Raw genomic sequence first — 19,936 nt, forward strand, 5'->3', positions numbered from 1 at the left:
TAGCGACGTCTGCCGCTACCGGTAGCGGGCTGCGGGGACCTATCCGGCATCCCTCTTCTGGTTGCGCTGGGTAATCGCGGCGGCAATGTCGTCGCGCTTGATGCCGCGCTTGTTGACCTGTTCGCCGTCGATTCGCCGACTGATCTGCACGGTGCCGATGCCGAACGGCTTGAGCGCGGCGGTGAGCGCTTCGGCCTTGGGCTTGGGCTCCAAGTCGGCCCACGGCCCGTAGACGTCGGGGCGCAGGTCGGCGAGGCGGTCGACGATGGTCTCGGACCACACCTTGGTCTCGCCCTTGCCGAGCACAGTCGCGACGTCGTCCAGGATCGTCGCGGATACCTCCGGGGCCGGGGCCTCGCCGGCCGCGTCGCCCGACAGGGTTCCTTCGGCCTCGCGCAGGGCGGCGGCGCGGGTCAGGATGCGCGCTGCGTCTGTCCCGTTGGCGAGGTAGGTGCGCACGATCCCGGAGTCGTCCGACATGCCCTTGAGCAGACCGACGCCCTTGTGGGACTTGAGCAGCTTGGACGCGTCCAGGCCCTCGCTGTAGGAGCCGGCGCCAAGGATGGTGTCCGAGACCTGGTAGGCGCCGACCCGCAGCGCGAACCGAGCCTGGTGCTGGTCACGCAGCTCCGAGGGGCACGCCTTGTCGTCCGGCTTCTGCGTCGCCGTCATCACACTGACGCCGACGGCCGGGGCAACCCGGGCGAGGTAGACCATCAGCGACAGGATCTCTTTGCCGTGCTCGGGGTGGGTCAAGTACTCCTGCACCTCGTCCACCACGAACAGGACCAGGGGCATGTTCAGCTTCTTGTCCCGGCTGATCTCCGGGGTGAGCTTGCCTTCCGGGCAGACGTGCAGCGACAGTTCAGAGAGCCGGTGGTAGCGGTCTTCGACGTCCGCTTTCAGCTCGCGCAGCGAGGTCAGCAGATGCTGAACCGGGTCGAACCCGCCCTTGGGTACGATCCCGAACCCGATGCGGTGGGCGACCTTGGTGAACGTGCGCCAGTCCGGCGACGCCTTCCCGTCGAACACGTACAGCCGCACGTACGGGTCCAGCGCGGCGGCCAGCGCGATCGTGCGGGCAGAGAACGTCTTGCCCTGACGCGGCACGGCACCGACCAGCAGGGACAGCCACAGCATCGTGGCCATGACCGGGTTGCCGCGCTCGTCCACGCCCCACGGGAACGGCTTCCAGAAGTCCACCCGCGTCGCCCCCAGCAACGGGGACTTGCCCGAGGGGACGGCGAGCGGGTCACGGTCGGCGATCCAGTACGACACCCGCCGCCCGCTCGTCTCGTCCTTGTCGAGGAAGAGCTGCGTGGGCGCGATGTCCATACCGGAGGCGAGCCGGGCATGGGCCTTCATCGCGTCCTCGAACGTCTTGCCGTACGGCAGATCCACCACGACCCGCCAGCCGTCGCCGTCCCGCCCGATCGGGCGCGGGAAACCGATCGTCTGATCCTTGCTGGTCAGCCCCGCCACCTCGTGCGCGCGGATGACAATGTCCGAGGACAGCTTGCGCTTGCGGAACGTCACCTTCGCCATGTCGATCAGCGGCTGGTCGGCCGGCGCACCCACCGCACCGAGGGTGGTGGTCATCGCGGCCACGGCCAGCAGGAGCAGCCACGACGGCGCCATGACGTACAGCGTCAGTGCGGCGGCCAGACCGATGACGGCGCCGATCGTCGCCACGATCCCCCGCAGCCGGACCCGGTCGTTGCGCTGGCGCGAGAGCTTCAGGTACTCGCCCGCGTCCTCGTTCGCCACGGCCGCGAGCCGCAGCCCCTTGCCCTCCGCGTCGAACACCCACCGACCGATCGCCGTCGACCACCGCCAGGCGCCCCGCGGGAAGTACATGCAGATCTTCGGCGTGTAGACCAGCGGCAGCCGGATCGCGTGATAGCCGGCCACGGCGGAGTAATGCCGAAACGCCCACTTGCGCACGGCCTTGCGCTGGTCGGGGAGCTTGACCCAGTCCGGCAGCACCGGCATCCGGGCCTTGTCCTTGGCCTCCATCCATTCCGCGACCGAGGGCGGGTAGACCTCGCGCGGCGGGTCGACCGGCGCCCCCTCGCTCAGGCCGTCGGCCTCCGGGTCGTCGGTGTCGGGGAGTTCAGCCTCCCACTCCCCCGGCTTCACCACACCGGCCGACGTAGCCGAGTCAGTGGGGTCGGTCTTCTTCTTCAGTGGGAACGGCAGTACCTCAGCCGTCCGTTCGTCCGTGCCCTCCGGGTCGTCCGGGGACAGGAACTCGGGGTTCTCCGTCACGATGTACGCACTCCTTCGGGAGTCGAAGGGTCCGGCCGGCTTGCTGTGGAAGGTCGGGCGGCCGGGCCCGGGATTCGGGGTGGTTCAAGCGGCGCGCTGTTCCTCGGGGTAGGCGCAGGTCACGCACATGCCGAGTGAGCGCGGGATGCAGTACCCCGCGTCGGTCCGACAGTTGGGGCAGGTACGGCGCGCCAGCATCGCCAACGCGAGCGCACCCCACTTGCGGGCCGTCATCGGCCGCACCGGCAACGCCCGATCCACGCGGTACAGGTAGGCCACGCTCACCCCGCCCGTGTGGTGCCGTGAGCGGCGCATGACCTGCGCGGCCACCGGCTGACCCCCGGGCCGTAAGCCCTGCGTGCGGAGCTGTCGGCGGGTGGCATAGCCCTCCGGGGCCAGCCGCCACGGGAACGTCGGGATGCCGTAGCGGGCGCCGGACGGGTCGAAGCACTTCGCGTACGCGGTGGCCATCAGGCGACCGCCTCAGCGGCGGCCCGCTCCGTGCGCAGTGTGTCCCGCAGCGCACGGGCGTTGGCCGGGGACGTGTGCAGCGCCCGGCGGATCCCCTCCGCAGTCAGCTCCGCATCCGACCAGTCGGCCACCAGTGTCCGTGCCTCGGTGAGCAGTTGCTCCGGGCTTCGGCGCGGCTGAGTCGACCGGGCCGACTGCGGCACCCGACCCGTCGCCCGGCGCGGCCGGGCCGACTGCGCGGCCGACGTCTGCCCGATCGGAGCGAGCACGGTCGACGGGACGGGCTTGGGCGGGATCACCGGTTTGAGGAAGCCGACCTGTACCGCTGCCGGAATCCGGAGCGGATTGACCGCCACGGGCGGCGGGGTCGATTCGGGCAGGTCAGCCGTAGACCGATTCCTCATTGTCTTGGCTGATTCCTCCGCATTTACGACCAGTGCGGGTACGGCACCAGTGCTGCCGAACATCGACATCAGCGCGGCATCCGCACCACCCGTGATCCGAGCGCGTTGGACCTCCAGCAGCCGCGATCCGAGGGCGGCATCCCCGACCCCGACCTTGCGGGCCAGACGCCACGACGCCCGATCGGACCGCTTGCGGACCCGGTCGCTCGGGTGGTGGGCGGCACGGGCGCGGTGGTAGGCGAGGGCTTGCACGATGTCGGCGGTGCGCCGCTCGTTCTCCGCATCCCGGCCATCCGTGTGGACGACGATCCGGCGCGCGAGGAACGCCATGCCCTCCGCCGACACGGACATGCCCATCGGGGTCAGGGCGTAGATCACGGTGCGTCCCGGGTCCGGCGCGGCCATGGCGCCCATGACGGCGGCGGCCGTCGGCAGAGCCCACAGCCCGATCCGCACGACACGCGGGGAGGACTGTCCCAGCATCGTCAGCCCCAATAGGACCAGGGCGAGGACGGCGGTTGCGCCCTCGCCGGCACCGAGCGCGCCGAGCGCGGTCCCCGTGCCGTAGGCGTGCCCGATGTTGCTGTAGGTGCCGATACCGCCGATCACGCCCGCGCCCAGCATGGGCACGAACGCGGCCGTCAGCACACCGGCCTGAATCTTCGACAGAGGCTCGCGGGTCGCGTTCATGCCGCTTCCCCCGCCCCCGGCTGGTAGTCACGGGCGGCGCGCAGGAAGGGCACCGTGCGGGTCAACGCGTCGGCGTACAGGGCGTCCCAACCGGCGATCTCGTCACCGGCCTCCGCCTCCGCCCGCAGGTCGACGAGGACGTCACGGGCCGCGTCCTGGCGGGCGGCACGCTCGCCGTCCGTTTCGGGCTTCAGCGGGCCCCGGAAGAGGTCGATGTCGATTCCGAGCGCCAGTTCCGCGAACTCGGCGTCGCCGTGGGCTTCCTGGCCGGCGACGAAGCTGCGCATACGCATGATGGATCTCTCCATTCGGGTACGTCGGGAGGGGCGCGGGGCGGTCGGCTGTCCTGTCCGGGAGTGCGACCGCCCCGCGAAGAACCGGGGGTCAGACAGCGGCGATGATGAGCGCGGCGACCAGCAGCCACAGGTGGTGGAAGGACTGGTCAAGCGCGTAGGCGCCGGTACCGATGTGCGGGTTGTCGTCGCGGCCGGCGCGCGGGGCACCGAGCCGGTAGAACTCGCCCTTGCCGGTCACCCGGGCCAGCCACGCGAGGGTGGTGCGCCGGTCGGCCCACCAGTGCGAGACCGCGTCCACCACCAGGCCGACGACGACGCCGGACGCCGACAGGTGCAGCCCGAGCAGGGCGGCGGCCGGGATGAGCAGGGCGAGCTTGGTCAGTGTCAGGGTGGCGACGTGCCGGGCGTCCGCGAGACGGCCGACCCACCCGGGACGGCCCTTGTGCGCGGACTGGGGCGAGGTCTGCACCCAGTGATCACCCACGCTGTGGGCGACGTACAGGACAACGAACACGGCGGTGAACGTGGCAGCGTGCATCGGTGACGGACTCCTGTCCGGAAGACGGTGAGAGCTGCGGGCCGGTCGGGGTGCTAGCTGATCTGCACGTGGCCGCTGGTCACCCGGCGGCGGACGTTCAGGTGAGCCGCCCCGGTGACGCGGACACTGCCGGACGTGGCGTTCACGGACAGACGGCCGCTGGCCTGCGAGGTCGCCGCCATGCGGACGCTGCCGGACGTGAGGTTCAGCCGGGCGTGATGACCGCTGTAGGCGCCGACGTTGACGCTGCCGGACGTGAGGTTGATGTCCAGCAGGCCGCTCACCTCGCCGACAGTGACGCTGCCGCTGGTGACGACGGCTTCCAGATCACCGACGCGCTCAGCGGTCAGCCTCCCGGAGGTGCCGTCGTACTCCAACCGGGCCAGCGTGCCCGTGACGACGGTGTTCGCGCTGTGCGTGCTGATCGCGGCCACCGACCGCGCGGGCAGGTGAACCACGGCGCTGATCGGCGTCACCGCCTCCCCGGCCGGGCCGGTGGCGGTGACCTCACGGCCGTTGACGAAGACCTTGCCGCCGCCGTGGCCGGAGATGTGGACGTTGCCATTGATGATCTGCACGCCGTTGCCGCCGGAGAACGTCATGGTGTTGCCGCCCATCCGGATGGTGGTGCTGCCGCTCATGCCGCCGGCGACGTCCGGGACGCGGACCCGCAGGTTCTGCCCGGTGAGGCTGGCGGTGGTGTCGCGGATCGCGTCGGCCGACGGGCCGGAGGTGGCTTCCGTCGTCAACACCATGCGCGCCTGCTTCAGCGCGGGGTCGACGACGACGCGGATACTGCCGGTGGCCATCGTCAGATCCAGGGCGATCGGGCCGACGACGTCCACGGGGATGATGCGCTCGGTCATGGAAGAACTCCTGACTGCGTCGGGATGAGAGACCGGGCGCGGCGGGCTGTCCTGTCCGGGAGTGCCGCCGCGCCGGGAATGAGAGCGAACGCACCGCAAGCGGCGGCGCGTTGATGTGCCGTGGTACGTCGTCTCCTTCGGGAACACGAGCTCCCGTTTCAGGCGTATGGAGACGTGATCTTTCGATCTAAGCCCTCCGGTTGACCAGGGGTCCGGGTCCCTCGGCCCGCTCTGTCCCGGGCCCCTTGCCGTGCGCTCGGTCGCCCCGCCGAAGCGGCACGATCGAGAGGAACATGTATTACATGTCCCTCATCTTGCAGAGAGAGGTTCGCCCCGTCAAGCCCTTCGGCTGTTTGGAGTTCGCGCGCCCCTCGCGCTCGATGTACCTACAGAGTGGCGGCGCCGACGGCGACGTTCGACTTCGCACCTGTACGACTCAGGTCGTTCTTGGCTAGCGTGAAGTCGTACCAAGTCGTCCCGCACATGCGGAGGTTGGACGTGGCTAACGAACGATTACGTGGCGCGATCGTCGACTTGGGCCTGACCCTTGATGAGGTAGGCGAACGTCTCGGGGTCTCGGCCAAGACAGTAGAGCGCTGGATCAACGACCCTGAGCGCAAGCCCTATCGACGCTTCCAGTACGCGACCGCCTCACTCCTGAAGTGCGAAGTGTCGTACCTCTGGCCGGACGAACGAACGTCGGCTGAGGTGACCGCCACGGGCAACGCCGAGTTGGTCAGGCTGTATCCGCACCGGTCCGTAGTGATGCAGACCCTTTGGACGAACCTGTACTCCAAGGCCACCCGGCAGTTTGACCTACTGGTGTACTCGGGGTTCTGGCTCACCGAGGACGCGACGTTTCACCGCATCGTGAAGGAGAAGGCGGCCGACGGAGTACACATCCGCTTCATGCTGGGGGAACCCGACTCGCCGGCTGTGTCCGTGAGGGGCGAGGACGAAGGGATCGGTGCCGCGATGGCGGGCAAGATTCGTAACGCCCTCATCAACTACGCCCCGCTCTTCGGGCTCCCGGGTGTCGAGTTCCGCTTGCACGGCACCACGCTCTATAACTCGATCTACCGGGCCGATGACGAGATGCTGGCGAACGGCCACCTGTACGGGGTCGGCGCCTACATGGCGCCCGTGCTCCACCTGCGGCGCGTCCCCGGCGGTGAACTCTTCGACGCCTACGCTGAGAGCGTTGAGAAGGTCTGGCAGGCGGCCCGTCCGGTCTCGTCACCTACTGGTTGGGAAGGCACAAGCTGATGAGCCGGATTGACTACTTCCGTGACCCGCACGCTCCTACCGCCAACTCGGTTGTCCCGTCGGTGACAGCCGTTGTCCGGGACGGTGCGGGGCGGCTGTTGCTCATCCACAAGACCGACAACGACCTTTGGGCCCTGCCTGGTGGCGGCCATGACATCGGCGAGCGCATCGCGGACACGGTCGTTCGTGAGGTACGGGAAGAGACCGGTATCGATGTTGAGGTAGACAACATCGTCGGGCTCTACACCGACCCCGAGCACGTGTTGGCGTACGACGACGGCGAGGTCCGGCAGCAGTTCTCCATCTGCTTCCGGACACACCCAGTCGGCGGTTCGCTACGCACAAGTAGCGAGTCGAAAGAGGTCCGCTGGATTGATCCAGCGGACCTTGACGGACTCGACATCCACCCGTCGATGATGCTGCGTATCAGGCACGGCCTTGATGACGCGCGGCGAGCGCCCTACATCGGTTGATCGAAATAGTAGACCTGCCCCAACCGGTACTGAACGCGGTACACCGCTGCGTGGATCTCCGGAGCTGCGCGCTGGATGAACCGGCCGACGATTGTGTCCGGGCCGTACCGCCGCACGATCTCGTGCAAGCGCTCCGTAGGCGTGGTCTGCGTTCCGTCGGGCGTGGTGGTCATGTCGCAGTACAGCAAGGCGTCGACCAAGTCGGGACGCTCTAGCTCGAACTCGCCCTCAAGTTCGTGGCGAAGTCCGCGTTCCTCCGCTTCCAGCAAGGCACAGGAGTGATGCGCCACGAGACGAACAACCCGTTCGTCCGCTCCTTCCTGATCTCTGAGGAAGCGCGCGCCGTCCAAGGGATGGAAGCCCGTGGCAGCGATGGCCGGCGAGTAGCCGATGTCATGCAGCACGGCCGCCGCTTCCAACACCTCCGCGTCGTCGCCCAGGATCGGACTCAGGGAACGGGCGCGCTTGGCGACCCCGAGTGAGTGCGCCCACCGGCGCGGAAGCGGATCAGAAAGCAGCGATTCGGAGAGCGTGTACGCCCACTCAGTGAGTCCCATGATGGCCAAGGCTACGGCCGGACTGTGGAAGTCTGGAGGGCAAGCACGGTCCGCCCCTTGCCGTGCACGGTCGCGAGCAAGCCGTTTCCCTCCATCTGGGCAAGCACACGGCGCACAGCGGTCCGGGACGCTCCGAACCTCTCACACAGCTTCGCTTCGGACGGATAGGTGTCCCCTACCGAGAGTGCGTCCTCTTTGATCAGGTCCGTCATGCGCTCCGCGAGCGACCGCCGGTCACCTCCCCGAACCACGCGCCAACCGATCCCGGGGGCGGACTCGACAACCCCGTCAGCTTCGAGAACCTTGAGCGCGCGGCGGATCGTGTTCCGGGAGACGCTGTGCGACTCCATCAGGTCGGCCTCCGACGGCAAGGCGTCGTCAGCCTGCTCCGCCTGAATCTCGCTTCGCAGCGTCTCCGCAATGATCAGGTAGGTTCCGCGCGGACTGGCCTCCGGCACTTCGACTCCTCTCGCAACGCCCATCCCTCGCTGCTAAGGGTCCCACGTCCCATGCGACTGGCAATCAGCTACCTGATGTCTGACGGGCTCTGACCACAGCCTGCTCGAAAGCACTGCGAGCTTGCCTTACGGCGTGTCGTTCGTCATCCCAAGGGGTCATGCTGTCCTCCTGGCGCATACCCAGTTGAACCCACCACTCTGCGCGGCGAACGAAGCGCGCACACGCGCGCGTTACTTCTTCCGCAGCCGCAGTCGTTTCGTCGCGAGCATGAAGCTTAACGATCTCCAAGGCCTCTTGGAGATTCCACATGCCGTGCTGCATCTCTAAACTCGATTCGCGGCACGCCTTTCGTGCCCGTCCATCCGACAGCAAGGGGGATTCACTGAGCGCAGCTCGCTGATACACCGCGAAGGCATATATGTCCGCCTCGATATCCCGCGAGATGTCATGAAATGCGACCCAGGCGTTCTCTCGGCTCGCCCGGGCCCACTGTGCTCGTCCAGCATCTGCCGCGTCTTGCGCCGCTCTGGCTTGGGCGTGTGCGCCCCGTGCCTGGGCTAGCGCCCCAACTGCGGTGAGCGCGCTGCCGACAAAAGCTCCGACCAGACCAGCTATGGCTTCGTTCATAGTCACGAGAGTGCCGTAGTACGGCCTCCAGCGTGAGCGATGCGGCAAGACGACAGGCCGCTAGGCACCTTCGGCCAGCACTCCAGGCCGTCTCAGTTTCCGTCTCGTTCATGGCTGTACGCAGCCGTTCACGGCCGCACGTGAGACCCACCCGGCGCCGTTTCGCATACGAGCATGAACGGGCGCGTACGACTCCGGACCATGCTCTGACCAGCGTGGACAAACCTGCAAAGCGAGTTACGCCGGTTCGATTCCGGTCACGGCCTCCACGAACACCTACGAGCGGGCGTCCCCCCTATGACGGGGAGGGCGCCCGCTCTCGCCGTTCACGGCCTCACGCGACGGGCCGCAGAACGAGCGGATCCGGCAACCCTGCCTTCGAGGTCAGGCCCCGCCCGCGCACTTCAGCTCACGCTTGGCGAAGTCGACGTAACGCTGCATGAGGGCAGTGAGGGTCTTCCGGGATTCTGGCGTTTCGGGGGCCCTGTTTGCGGTCAGTGTCAGCTCGACATACTTGGCCGACTTGGGCAGAGCGTCGCTCCTCGGCAGGTCCGGGCGCTCGCACAGGAACACGGAACCTGCACCACCGTCCCAGACGAATGCCTCGTCACCGGCGTCGATACGCGTTCCGCGCGACCGCGCCCATCCGTTCCATTCCGTTCCCTTGCCGGTCCTTCGCCGCTCGGCGAATGCGATGAACCGCGCATCGCCGTCGATGAACAGGCTGCAATACGTACTGCCCCGTGCACCGAACACATCGAAGGGGCGATCCTTCGACAGTTCCGCCTTGCTGCCGTGGGGCAGAAGCGGCGCGACCGAGGCCCCTGTGAACGCCCCCCAACACATGCTCTTCGGCAGGCTCGGCACTGAATCATTGCTGTCCGAGCAACCGCTCAGAACCACCATTCCGGCGAGGAGGGACCCAAAAGCCCGGCCCACACGGCGTATCACTTCCCACCACCACGAGGCGCAGAACTGTCCACCATGTCCCGGCCCGCGGAAAAGGCAAGACCGGCCGATGACGAAGCGGTTCCCTGGTATTCGCGAATGTCCCGTTCCGAGAGTCCGGCACTCTGGCCAGCCGTGCCCACAGCGCTCATCGCCGCCTGCTTGGTACGGGACTCGGCCTTCGTGTAGGAACCGGCGGCTTCCTGACTCGCCTCCGCCGAGGAGTCAGTCTGCGCTCCCTCAACGATGGACTTCGTAACATCCTCCTGGAACCACTTCACAGCGTCACCCCCGACCGGCAGCATCTCAATGTATTTGGCCCCGACGGCACTGATGATCCGATTGGTCCAATCGGCCTTGTCCTGCACTGCCTTGTTGAACTTGGCGTCATCCGAAGAGTGCTTCTCGTGGATCGCCTCCACCCGCCCCTCGGCCATCATTCCCGCGATCTGCCCACCGGGCCCAACAGCGTTGCGCACTGCCTCACCGACGTCCGTTCCATGGTTCTCCGGATGGGCGAACACATCGTGCACCAACAGCGTCGTGTATACCTGCTGCGCGTTGGTGATCGCACCGTACGCATCGGGGTCCTGTGCCACGGCGGTCAGGAAATGGGCCATCCGGCCCGGATCGAAGGTGGCCGGCACACCCAGCGGCTTCGCCTGCCCCGCCCCGTTCTCCGCCGCCGCCTGAAGATCCGGCATGTACTCCGCAGCCATGTTCCCGAAGTTCCCGGACAGCCCCGCCAGTGGGCCGGGTGTGTCGCCCTCGCCCGTCACCAGCTCCGGGGAGCCTCCCACCTTCGTGACGACCCGCTCCATCACCTTGGCCATCTGCTCGGTGTGCTCCACGGGCCTTGCGTGCTCATCCCCCACCACCCGCCCCGTGACCGCCGCCTCCAGCGCGTTACCGGTCGCGGTCTGGAGGGGGGTCGGGACGGGGCCGTCGGTGGGGGCCGTGTCGAACCAGTCCGCCGTCGCCTCGCGGTCGAGGGCGTAGTCGACCATCCCCTGCGGGCGCCCCTGGTCACCGGAGACCGGCTTGTCGTCGGTGGTGACGATCCCGTCCCCATCGCTGTCCTCACGTACGGGCTCGTTGAAGAAGGCCGTGGCCGCCTCCGGGCTGTTGCCCATCGCCTGCATCAGACCGGTCATGGGGTCGAAGCCGCGGCCGCCCCCCTTGTCGAGGTTGAAGGCCAGAGCCGGGGAGGTGGGCACGTTCCCTTCCCAGATGCCCGGGTCCGCGTGCTCCATCCCGACCATGTCGCGCCCGATCGGGACCAGGAACTCCTTGTCGTACCGGCCCTGACGCAGCAAAGCGCCCAGCGCCTGGTACCCGTACACCTTCGCGCCGATGCTCGTGACCCCCGGGATGTCGATCCGCTTGCGACCGGCCCGCATCATGTCGAGGGTCCAGGTCGCGTCCAGGTGGCCGCGCGTCCTCGGATCGGTGGCGACGCCCAGCATGTCGCCCATGTCGTCCTGGAGGCCATGCACCATCGCGACCCGGTCCTGGCCGGCCGCACCCAGGCCCGTCGCGTCCAGCGACATCTTCGTGTACAGCTCAAGCGTGCCTTCCGCGCCCATCCGGCGGTAGAAGGCGGTGGCGAACTCGGGATCCCTCGCGTTGTCGTGCACGAGCTCCCGGAGCCGGCGAAGGGCCTCGCCGTTACGCGCCACGCCCCCGTCCCCCGTGGCGCTCCTGGCCAGTTCGACGGCCCGAGCCGCCTTCTCGTCCTCCAGGCCGCTGAACTTCGGCGGGGCGAAGTCGTGCTCGCTCCCGTCGTTCGCCGCCAGCGCCCGCCGCAACGACTCGTCCGCCTCGTCGCACTCCTCCACGATCACCTTGATCCGGCGCTGCCACTGCTCGACGGCGTCGTTCTGCCGCTTGATCTCAAGATCGCTGGAGACGCCCGGGGTGGTGTGACGCGCGGCGTAGTCTCCGGCGACGGAGTAGCGGGCGGTGACCCGCCCCTGCGCGTCCACGACGATGCCGGACTGCTCCGAGCCGTCGACGATCTTCCGTAACTCGTCCCTGGCCCGCTTGAACGCCGCGTACCCGTCCGCCAGTACCGCGTGGATCCCCTTCGCCTCCGCCGCCGCGTCCTCGAACTCCTTGGCCGTCTTGTCGATGAACTGCCTGGTGACGCCCGCGTTCACCCCGGCCCAGTCCGCCTTGTCGGCGTGGGCCTTCATGCCCTTGCGGGCCTCCTCGGCGAGGGTTTTCAGCCGGGTGACCATGTCCGCCCAGTCGTCGACCGCGGTCTTCAGTTTGTCGAGCGGTGCGTTCACCACGTCGTCGTACGTGAGCATGTCCTGATACCGACCTTGATGGCTCGAAGTCCCGTTGGCCCGCTGCCCGCGGCCTACTTCAGGTATGCGTCGATCCGCGACACCGCGAGCAACTCGCCCCCGACGCGCTGGTCGTCCTTGGCGTGGGCGGCCATCGAGTAGTCGAGGTGGTTGGAGATCTGCGCGCAGGCGTCGCTGAGCGTCCGCAGCTGGGTGTCCCACTTGGTGCGGACCTTCGCCAGTTCGCCGCCGCTGGTGAAGTTGCGGGCGGTGAGCGCGGTCGCCGCGGAGCCGGTGGATTCGCGGGCGTGACTACCGTCGCGCCTGAGCCCGTCGTGCAGTTTGAAGGCGTCCCCGCCGACCACGCCGAGGTCGTCGCGCCGCACGCTGAGGTCGGCGGCCCCGGGCCCGCTCGGCCCCTCGTCGACGCGGTTCAGCCGCATGGCCACGTTCGCGGCCGCACTCGCCTGCGCCTGGCGCCACTCTTCCTCGAACGACATGCGGACCCCGCCCCCGTACGCCCCCGGACGACCCTTTACCGCTTCCACACCGTACGGACGGGCCGCTCTTCGCGCCAGCACATGCTCCGGCTATGGGGGTACGTGGCCGTTTCATCCCCCCTGAATGGCTGGGATGGGGCGGATGGGTTGACGGATCACCGGTGGGGCGCGTGTCGCCTCACGTCCGACTCAGGAGGTGCGGCGCCGTGACCGTACGAGCAGTACGGCGACGGCCGCGACGACCACACCGGCCGCACCCACGCCGACCCACAGCCCGGTGTTACCGCCGTCGTCCGACTCCGAGTCAGGCGCGGCCGTCACGGGCTTGCCCGCAGCGGACGGGGCCGGCGACGCCGACGCCTGCGGGGACGGCGTCCCGGCCGCCGCCAGGTCGGGCAGCGGCCACTCGTTCGCCGGGCCCGGGTCGCCGGGGGTCTTCAGGGCGATACGGGGGCGGACGACCCCGTACCCGATGTAGTCACTGCGCTTGTCCCCGTTCTTGGGGCCGCCGGCCGTGTTGAGCAGGACGCGGAGGACCTGGTTGTTGGTCCACTGGGGGTGGGCGGACCAGATGAGGGCGGCGGAGGCGGAGGCGAGGGCGGTGGCGTCGCTGGTGCCGTGGCTGGTGCAGATCTGGGTGCCGCCGCCGCAGGCCTCCGTCATCTCGTCGCCGGGGGCGGCGAGATCGACCTGAGGACCGTGCTGGGACTCCTTGGTCGCTTCGATCTTCTTGTCCACGGCTGCTACGCCTACTACGCCGGGGGTTGCACCGGGGTACTGAATCGGATTGCCCTTGTCGCCGCTGTTGCCGACACCGGCAAAGACCAAAGATCCCTTGCCCAAGGCGTACTTCACCGCGCTGGTGAGCTCATCAGAGCCCTCCGGCGAGGCCTGCGAAATATTGATCACCTTGGCGCCATGGTCCGCCGCATAGCGGATTCCCTGGCTCAGTTTCTCAAGCCACATAGGGAGGTTCACAAACTTCGAACCTTCCGTGTCCTTCGGCAGCCTGACCGGAAGAACCTTCACTCCAGGCGCCAGACCGAAGGCACCGTCCGCCGCCGACCTCTTCCCAGTACCGGCAATCAGTGACGCCATGCCGGTTCCGTGACCCTTCCAGTCAGTGTGTTCGTCACCCTGTTCACTGGAGAGATTGAGCCCAGGCAGTACCTGCCCGTGAAGATCGGCCAGAGTGTCATCGACGCCGGTGTCGATGACGGCGACAGTGACTCCCTTACCCGTGCTGGTCTTCCACATCTCCTCGGCCTGCATGGCGTCGAGATGCCACTGCCGCTCACGGACCGTGTCCGCATGCGCGGGTGTGGCGGCAACGCCCACCAGCAGCGCCCCAAGGACGACGGACACGGCACGGCCGCGCCTCATGACTCGATGGCTCCTGGTGGGCATGCGCTTCCTTCTCAGAGGCTCAGTCGATTACGGGCGGCACAATACGGCGGTCGCTCTGCTGCCAGGTCTCCTCGTCCTCGGTGAGGTAGTCCGGCCGCTCGCCACCGCGCTCGTCCCGCCGCCCGGCGGGGCCGTGCGTACCGGGCGGAATCATCCCCCGACCGGTCTGACCGGCTCGCGGGTTGCCTTCGGCGGTGCCATTGCGTACGAGACCCGAGCCGCCCTCCGTGAACGGGCGCCCGCTCCGGCTGCCGGGCTCGGTCGGGCGGCCGCCGACGATACCGCCGGGCTCGCCCGCCAGTCGGCGTCCGCCGGAGAAGCCGCCCCGGCTTCCACCGCCGCCCCCGTGGCCACCCGGACCGTGAGCCATCGGCGGACGGCCCTGCGTCCCCTGCCGACCCTCGTCGCCGACGACGGTGCCCCGGGGAATGCCGGTCGTGGGGCGGCCCTCACCGGGCAGTACCTGACGGCCGCCGACGATGCCGGGCGGTCGCGGCAGCGAGCTCGGGGGCAGGCCTCCCACGGTGCCCCGCCCCGGAAGGCCGGGTCCACGGAGACCGCCCGTCGCCTGCCGCCCTCCCGGTACGCCGGGCTCCGGCACACCGTGCTTCCCGCCTCCAGTGAACGTGGGCGGAACAGTCCCGAGCGGCGGCATCGGCCCGATGTCCGGCCTGCCGACAGGCGACGGGGTGGGAGTGACAACAGGGCTGGTGGGAGTGACGTGAGTGGGCGGCGGCAGCGTGTCGACGCCGTCGATGGTCGTCCCCACAGGCACGTCAGGCACGTGAGTCGGAAGCGTCTCCCCTACCGGAGTCACGGTGTGCGACGTCACCGAAGTGCTGTGCGTCGTCCCCGAAGGGGTGGAGACGTGACTGCCGGTCTGCGACGTCGAGGTTCTGGCTCGCTGGCTCGACGGCGTCCCCCCACCGCTGACGTACTTACTGCTGTCAATGGAGCGTTCCGGCACAAACACCGCCGGCGGCGGCGGAAAAACCGGCGGCCTCAGTGCGGCCACCTGCTCCCCCGACTGCACATACACATCCGCCAACCGCCGCAACTCCCGCACCGCGTCCTGCCGCTGGCCCTCCATCTTCTCGTTGAGGCCGGTCAGCTTGGCCGACGCGTCGCGGGCGTCCTGCTGGCCGTCGGGGTCGTGGTGGGCCGCGACGTACAGCTTCTGGGTGTCGGTGGCCTGCTGCTTGAGGGTCGGGTCGTACGTCGGGACCGCGGACTTCGCCTGGGTGATGGCGTGCGAGACCGAGGCTAGCCAACCGGAGGCGTCCTGGCTGTACTTGCCGAGTTCCAGCGTGGCCATCGCCGCGTCGTGGCCCCAGTCCGTGAACGCCTTCGCGCCCTCGCCCTGCCAGACCACCCGGTTCATGTGCAGCTTGAGGTCGTCGCCGATCTTCGTGATCGCCGTGGACGCCTTCGCCAGCTTCTTGGCCAGGCCGTCCGCCGAGTCGCCCTTCATACCCTGGACCATGGTCCACAGTTCCTGGTGGGACTTGGACTCGAAGTTCGTACGCTCCACCGGCGGCGGCTTCGGCGCCCCCTGCCCGCTCCGGTCCTTGTTCTCAGCCATCCCGTCGCACCGCCATTCCCCGACTCCCGTCGTCCCCCGTCACGTACGCCGCGATCGCCGCGTACACCAGCGCGTCCATCAGATCGAGCCGCCCGTAGCGCCCTTGTCCGGCGTGGACTGCCCGGGCTGCGAGCCCTGCGGCGCCGCGCCGGGTGTCACCGACGCGCCGGGCCCGTACATCTCGTACTGCTTCTGCAACTCGTCGCTGATCGCGCGCATCCGGTCACGGACGTCGGCGTCCACGCCGTCGTACCCGTTCTCCGCCGCCAGTACGGCGATGCACAGGCCCTCTATCTGCATGCCCAGCGCCTTGGAGAGCTGGCCGATCTGCTCGTGGACGACCTCGTACACCCCGTACAGGAACGCGCTCTCCTTGAAGTCCTCCGGGCCGAGCTCCGACTTCGCCAGGCGGTCGGCGCCGATCTTGACCGACGAGGCCTCGGACTCGTTCAGCTCGGTGAGCAGCGCGTCGACGCGCTTCTTGAACGTCAGCATCGACTCGGCCTCGCGGGCCAGGTCCGCCGCCGCCACCACGGCGGCACCCGCCGCCGCCCCGACCACCGGCATCATCCCGAGCACCGGTGCCAGCGCGGTCACCCCGGGTCCTACGTCCCCGCCGCCATCCTGCGCCACAGTCGCCTCCCCGTTCGCCGTTCCCCTTACAGCTCCGTAAGTAACTGTAGTCAGCACCGCTGACAGACTGAACTCTTCCCTCTGCTTTCGGTCTTGACCGCTTGAGCGATCGCTTCCTCGTGCATCGCTTCCTCGTGCATCGCTTCCTTGTACGAGGACACGCAGGGAAGCGTCAGGGTTCCCCGCCTCCGACCGGTAGCAAAGCCATGGCCACGACGGAGGTCATGAATCATCAGCTATGACGGGTGGCCGGGCAGGACGCGTTCGTCCAGCCCGGCCACCCCTCCGGGCGAGCATCCGCCTACGCGTTCACCACCGCCGCCTGCGGCCGGATCGGCAGGCGGTTCACCGGGCGGCCCGTTGCCGCGCGGACCGCCGAGGCGATCGCCGCCGGGGACGTCACCACGGGGACCGCGCTCGCCGCCTTCGCGCCGAAGGGGGCCACCACGTCCCGCTCCTCCACCAGCTTCACGATGCGGATGTCGGGGGCGTCCAGGGCCGTGGGCAGGGCGTAGCCCGTCAGGTCGGGGTGGCGGACCAGGCCGCGGGCCGTGCGCAGGTTCTCGGTGAGCGCCGCGCCCACCCCCTGCGTCACGCCCGCCTCGATACGGGCCGTCAGCTGGGCGGGGTTGAGGATCCGGCCCACGTCCTGGGCGACCGCCAGCTCCACCACGCGGACCGAGCCGAGCTCGATGTCCACGTCCACCACCGCGCGGATCGCGCAGAACGCCAGGCCCACGAACGCGTCGCCCTGGCCCGTCTCGTCCAGGGGCTCGGTGGGGTGCGGGCGGCACTGGGCCGTGGCCCAGAGCTCCTTGCCGTCCATCGCCTCGGTGACCGTGGTGGACAGGACTCCGTCGTACGACGTGATCTTGCCGTCGGCGATCTGGAGCAGCTCCGTCGACATGCCGAATTTGTGCGCGAGCGGCTGCAACAACTGCGTGCGGACCATTTTGGCCGCGCGTTCCACCGCTCCGCCCGACACCCAGGTGTGGCGGCCGTGCGACGCGGGACCGGCCGGAGGCTGGTCCGTGTCGACGGGGGCCACGTGGACCTCCTCGATGCCCAGCGTCTCCTGGACGATCTGGCGGGCCAGCGTCGTGAAGCCCTGGCCGGTGTCGACCGCCGCGCAGATCACCGTGGCCACGCCGTCCTGCACCTTGACCGTGGCCGTCGACACCTCGTCCGTGCCCTCGGCGCCGAGCATGTGCACCATGCCGAGCGCGTAGCCGACACCGCGGCGCACCGCGCCCGGCTCGCCCGCGCCCTCGGGTCCGCCCGGCAGCAGCCAGTCGTCCTCGGGGTCGTCCTTGGGGAGGGTAGGCAGCGGGAAGTCCCTTACGGAGGTGAGGAGTTCGGCCACCGGGGCCGGGCACGTCACCGTCTGGCCCGTCGGGAGCAGGTCGCCCGTCGCCAGGACGTTGCGCAGGCGCAGCTCCGCCGGGTCCAGGCCCAGCTTGGCCGCCAGCTTGTCCATCTGGCCCTCGTAGGCCGCGCACACCTGCATCGCGCCCTCGCCCCGGACATGGCCGGAGGGGGGGTTGTTCGTACGGACCGCCCAGCCCTCGACGAAGGCGTGCGGGACGACGTACGGGCCGCAGGCGAAGGACACGGCCGCCGCCAGGGATTCCGACGACGCCTCCGCGTACGCGCCCGCGTCCAGGAGGATCTGCGCCTCCACCTTCACCAACCGGCCCTCGGCGTCCGCGTGGTGGCGGTAGCGCAGCAGGGTGGGGTGGCGGTGGGCGTGGCCCAGGAACGACTCCTCGCGGGTCGCCGTCAGCTTCACCGGGCAGCCGGTCCGCAGCGCGAGCAGGCCCAGCGGGAGCTGGAAGCCGGAGTCCTCGCGGTCGCCGGTGGCGCCGGGGACGCCGGTGACGACCACCTTCACGCGCTCCGGGTCCAGGCCGAAGCAGGCCGCCGCGAGGTCGCGGTCGGCGTGCGGGTCGGTGGACGCGGTGTAGATCTCCACGCCGCCGTCGGGGCGCGGCACCGCGAGCCCCGCCTCGGCGCCGATCGGGGCCGGGTCCTGGCGGCCGATCCGGTACAGGCCCTCCACCACGACCTCGCCGGTGACGTCCGGGTCGCCGTACTGGAGCGGGATGTGGCGGATCAGGTTGCCGTCGGGGTGCAGCGGTTCGGCACCGAACGCCTTCTCGGGGTCGGTGACCGGTTCGAGCAGCTCGTACTCGACCGCGATCGCCGCCGCCGCGAGCCGGGCCGTGTCGGGGTGGTCGGCGGCCACCGCCGCGATCGGCTCGCCGTGGTGGCGTACGACGTCGGCGGCGAAGACCGGACGGTCCGCGATCCCCCGGCCGTGCGCGGCGTCGCCGGGCACGTCGGCGTGGGTCACCACGGCCCGTACGCCCGGCATCTCGACCGCGGCCGAGGTGTCGATCGAGACGATCCGGGCCGAGGCGTGCGGGGAGCGCAGCACGGCCGCCCACAGCAGGCCCTCGGCCCACAGGTCGGAGGCGTACGGGAAGGTGCCCTCGGCCTTGGCGCGCGCGTCGGCGGGGCGGAGCGAGGCGCCGAGCCCGTGGCCGGGCGCGGGCGGCTGCTCGGGGCCGGTGCCCGTTCCGTCGACCGCCGCGGTCGTCGCGGTGGCTGCGTCGTTGCTCACGCCATGCCTCCGTCGTGCGTGTGCGGGGGCTGGACGCCGCCCGCGCCGGGCCCCGCCTGATGCGGAATGCGGGCTTCTTCGGTGGTGCCGGCCGCATGCCCCGGTGTCGGGCCCGCCGTGTCGCTCGCCGCGGCCGTCTGCGCCTCGCGCCCGGCCACCACCTCGCGTACGGCGTCGAGCACGCCCCGGTAGCCGGAGCAGCGGCAGAGGTTGCCGCAGAGCGCCTGCCGGGTCTCCAGCTCGGTGGGCGCGTGGTTGCCCTCCAGCAGGTCGTGGACGGTCATGGCCATGCCCGGGATGCAGAAGCCGCACTGCACGGCTCCGCACGCGGCGAGCGCGCGCTGGACGTCGGAGGGTTCGCCGTCGGCGGCGAGGCCCTCGACCGTACGCACCTCGGAGCCCGCGGTGGTGGCCGCGGGCACCAGGCAGGAGGCCACCAGACGGCCGTCGACCTGCACGTTGCAGGCACCGCACTCGCCCTGCGAGCAGCCGTCCTTGGCCCCGGCGAGCCCGAGCCGCTCGCGCAGCACATAGAGCAGCGACTCGCCGACCCAGGCCTCGGTGACGGGCCGGTCGGTGCCGTTGACGCGCAGGACGTAGGAGGCGCGGGGGTGCTCCAGGTCGGCGGCGGGCGGCAGCTGCGGCTCCGGCTCGGGGAGGGGGAGCGGAGTGAGTACGGGGTGGCGCCGCCCGGCAGGGTCGCCCCGGGGCCGGGCGGGTTCCAGGACAGGACGGGTTCCGGGCGTACGGGCGCGGGGGCCGCGAAGTCCACGGGCGCCGGGGCGTCCACGGGCGGCGCGGAGAGGCCCATGGCGGCCTCGTGCCGGGCGTCCAGGGGCGCCCGGCCGTACGCCTGAGCGGCGAAGTCCTCCACGCGCGCGTCGGCGGCCTCGGGGTCCGCCTCCACGACGGGCTCGGGCTCCGGCAGCGGCTGCTCCGTCGCCCAGGGCGCGGCCGCGCCGCCGGGCAGGGTCGCCGGAGGCGTCGTCCCCCACTGCTCGATCAGAGAAGATGTACTGAATTCGCCCGATTCATCC

At 69.7% G+C, this 19,936-nt stretch carries 18 protein-coding genes; 2 read left to right on the forward strand and 16 right to left on the reverse strand.

Features of this window, described 5'->3' with window-relative positions:
* Positions 1-39 precede the first annotated feature (39 nt).
* The 6 genes from A8W25_RS11955 to A8W25_RS11980 form a co-directional block, all read right to left on the reverse strand.
* Entirely contained in the window at positions 40-2,268 is a 2,229-nt protein-coding gene (locus A8W25_RS11955; protein ID WP_067159579.1) for a cell division protein FtsK, read from the reverse strand.
* A gap of 84 nt (positions 2,269-2,352) precedes the next feature.
* A complete protein-coding gene (locus A8W25_RS11960; RefSeq protein WP_067159583.1) occupies positions 2,353-2,739 on the reverse strand; it encodes an RRQRL motif-containing zinc-binding protein in 387 nt (128 codons plus the stop codon).
* Entirely contained in the window at positions 2,739-3,833 is a 1,095-nt protein-coding gene (locus tag A8W25_RS11965; RefSeq protein ID WP_067159586.1) for a conjugal transfer protein, read from the reverse strand. Before A8W25_RS11965 ends, A8W25_RS11960 begins: the two co-directional genes overlap by 1 nt.
* On the reverse strand, positions 3,830-4,120 hold the full coding sequence (locus A8W25_RS11970; RefSeq protein ID WP_067161073.1) for a hypothetical protein: 291 nt from the start codon (positions 4,118-4,120) through the stop codon (positions 3,830-3,832). Before A8W25_RS11970 ends, A8W25_RS11965 begins: the two co-directional genes overlap by 4 nt.
* A 97-nt stretch (positions 4,121-4,217) precedes the next feature.
* Positions 4,218-4,667 carry a DUF3307 domain-containing protein gene (locus tag A8W25_RS11975; protein ID WP_067159589.1) on the reverse strand — a complete coding sequence of 150 codons (450 nt, stop codon included), beginning with the start codon at positions 4,665-4,667 and terminating at the stop codon, positions 4,218-4,220.
* Positions 4,668-4,720: 53 nt separating this feature from the next.
* Positions 4,721-5,533: a DUF4097 family beta strand repeat-containing protein gene (locus tag A8W25_RS11980; RefSeq protein ID WP_067159592.1), complete on the reverse strand. Its 813-nt coding sequence runs from the start codon at positions 5,531-5,533 to the stop codon at positions 4,721-4,723.
* Positions 5,534-6,031: 498 nt separating this feature from the next.
* Between A8W25_RS11980 and A8W25_RS11985 the strand changes: the two genes are divergently transcribed.
* Entirely contained in the window at positions 6,032-6,799 is a 768-nt protein-coding gene (locus A8W25_RS11985) for a helix-turn-helix domain-containing protein (protein WP_067161076.1), read from the forward strand.
* Positions 6,799-7,272: an NUDIX domain-containing protein gene (locus A8W25_RS11990; protein WP_067159595.1), complete on the forward strand. Its 474-nt coding sequence runs from the start codon at positions 6,799-6,801 to the stop codon at positions 7,270-7,272. Before A8W25_RS11985 ends, A8W25_RS11990 begins: the two co-directional genes overlap by 1 nt.
* Here A8W25_RS11990 and A8W25_RS11995 read toward each other — a convergent pair.
* The 10 genes from A8W25_RS11995 to A8W25_RS33380 form a co-directional block, all read right to left on the reverse strand.
* A complete protein-coding gene (locus tag A8W25_RS11995) occupies positions 7,260-7,829 on the reverse strand; it encodes an HD domain-containing protein (protein WP_199831725.1) in 570 nt (189 codons plus the stop codon). The two genes, A8W25_RS11990 and A8W25_RS11995, sit on opposite strands and share 13 nt — an antisense overlap.
* Positions 7,830-7,840: 11 nt before the next feature.
* On the reverse strand, positions 7,841-8,287 hold the full coding sequence (locus tag A8W25_RS12000) for a GntR family transcriptional regulator (protein WP_067159602.1): 447 nt from the start codon (positions 8,285-8,287) through the stop codon (positions 7,841-7,843).
* A 1,012-nt stretch (positions 8,288-9,299) separates the two neighbouring features.
* On the reverse strand, positions 9,300-9,821 hold the full coding sequence (locus A8W25_RS12005) for a hypothetical protein (protein WP_158942485.1): 522 nt from the start codon (positions 9,819-9,821) through the stop codon (positions 9,300-9,302).
* Between the two features lie 41 nt (positions 9,822-9,862).
* Positions 9,863-12,175, reverse strand: coding sequence for a DUF6571 family protein (locus tag A8W25_RS12010; RefSeq protein ID WP_067159608.1), 2,313 nt, complete (start codon positions 12,173-12,175; stop codon positions 9,863-9,865).
* A 53-nt stretch (positions 12,176-12,228) separates the two neighbouring features.
* Positions 12,229-12,654 carry a hypothetical protein gene (locus A8W25_RS12015; RefSeq protein WP_067159611.1) on the reverse strand — a complete coding sequence of 142 codons (426 nt, stop codon included), beginning with the start codon at positions 12,652-12,654 and terminating at the stop codon, positions 12,229-12,231.
* A 189-nt stretch (positions 12,655-12,843) separates the two neighbouring features.
* Positions 12,844-14,061, reverse strand: a complete 1,218-nt coding sequence (gene mycP / locus A8W25_RS12020) for a type VII secretion-associated serine protease mycosin (protein WP_067159614.1) — start codon at positions 14,059-14,061, stop codon at positions 12,844-12,846.
* 19 nt (positions 14,062-14,080) lie between these two features.
* Positions 14,081-15,643: a hypothetical protein gene (locus A8W25_RS12025; RefSeq protein ID WP_067159617.1), complete on the reverse strand. Its 1,563-nt coding sequence runs from the start codon at positions 15,641-15,643 to the stop codon at positions 14,081-14,083.
* A gap of 78 nt (positions 15,644-15,721) precedes the next feature.
* Complete coding sequence (locus A8W25_RS12030) at positions 15,722-16,240, reverse strand: hypothetical protein (RefSeq protein ID WP_079125975.1); 519 nt, start codon at positions 16,238-16,240, stop codon at positions 15,722-15,724.
* A 337-nt stretch (positions 16,241-16,577) separates the two neighbouring features.
* A complete protein-coding gene (locus tag A8W25_RS12035) occupies positions 16,578-18,899 on the reverse strand; it encodes a xanthine dehydrogenase family protein molybdopterin-binding subunit (RefSeq protein ID WP_067159620.1) in 2,322 nt (773 codons plus the stop codon).
* Positions 18,896-19,894, reverse strand: a complete 999-nt coding sequence (locus tag A8W25_RS33380) for a (2Fe-2S)-binding protein (RefSeq protein ID WP_234386406.1) — start codon at positions 19,892-19,894, stop codon at positions 18,896-18,898. The genes A8W25_RS12035 and A8W25_RS33380 overlap by 4 nt, the downstream gene beginning before the upstream one ends.
* Positions 19,895-19,936 lie beyond the last annotated feature (42 nt).

Origin of the sequence: Streptomyces sp. ERV7 (assembly GCF_001653515.1) — a bacterium.
Taxonomy (GTDB): Bacteria; Actinomycetota; Actinomycetes; order Streptomycetales; family Streptomycetaceae; genus Streptomyces.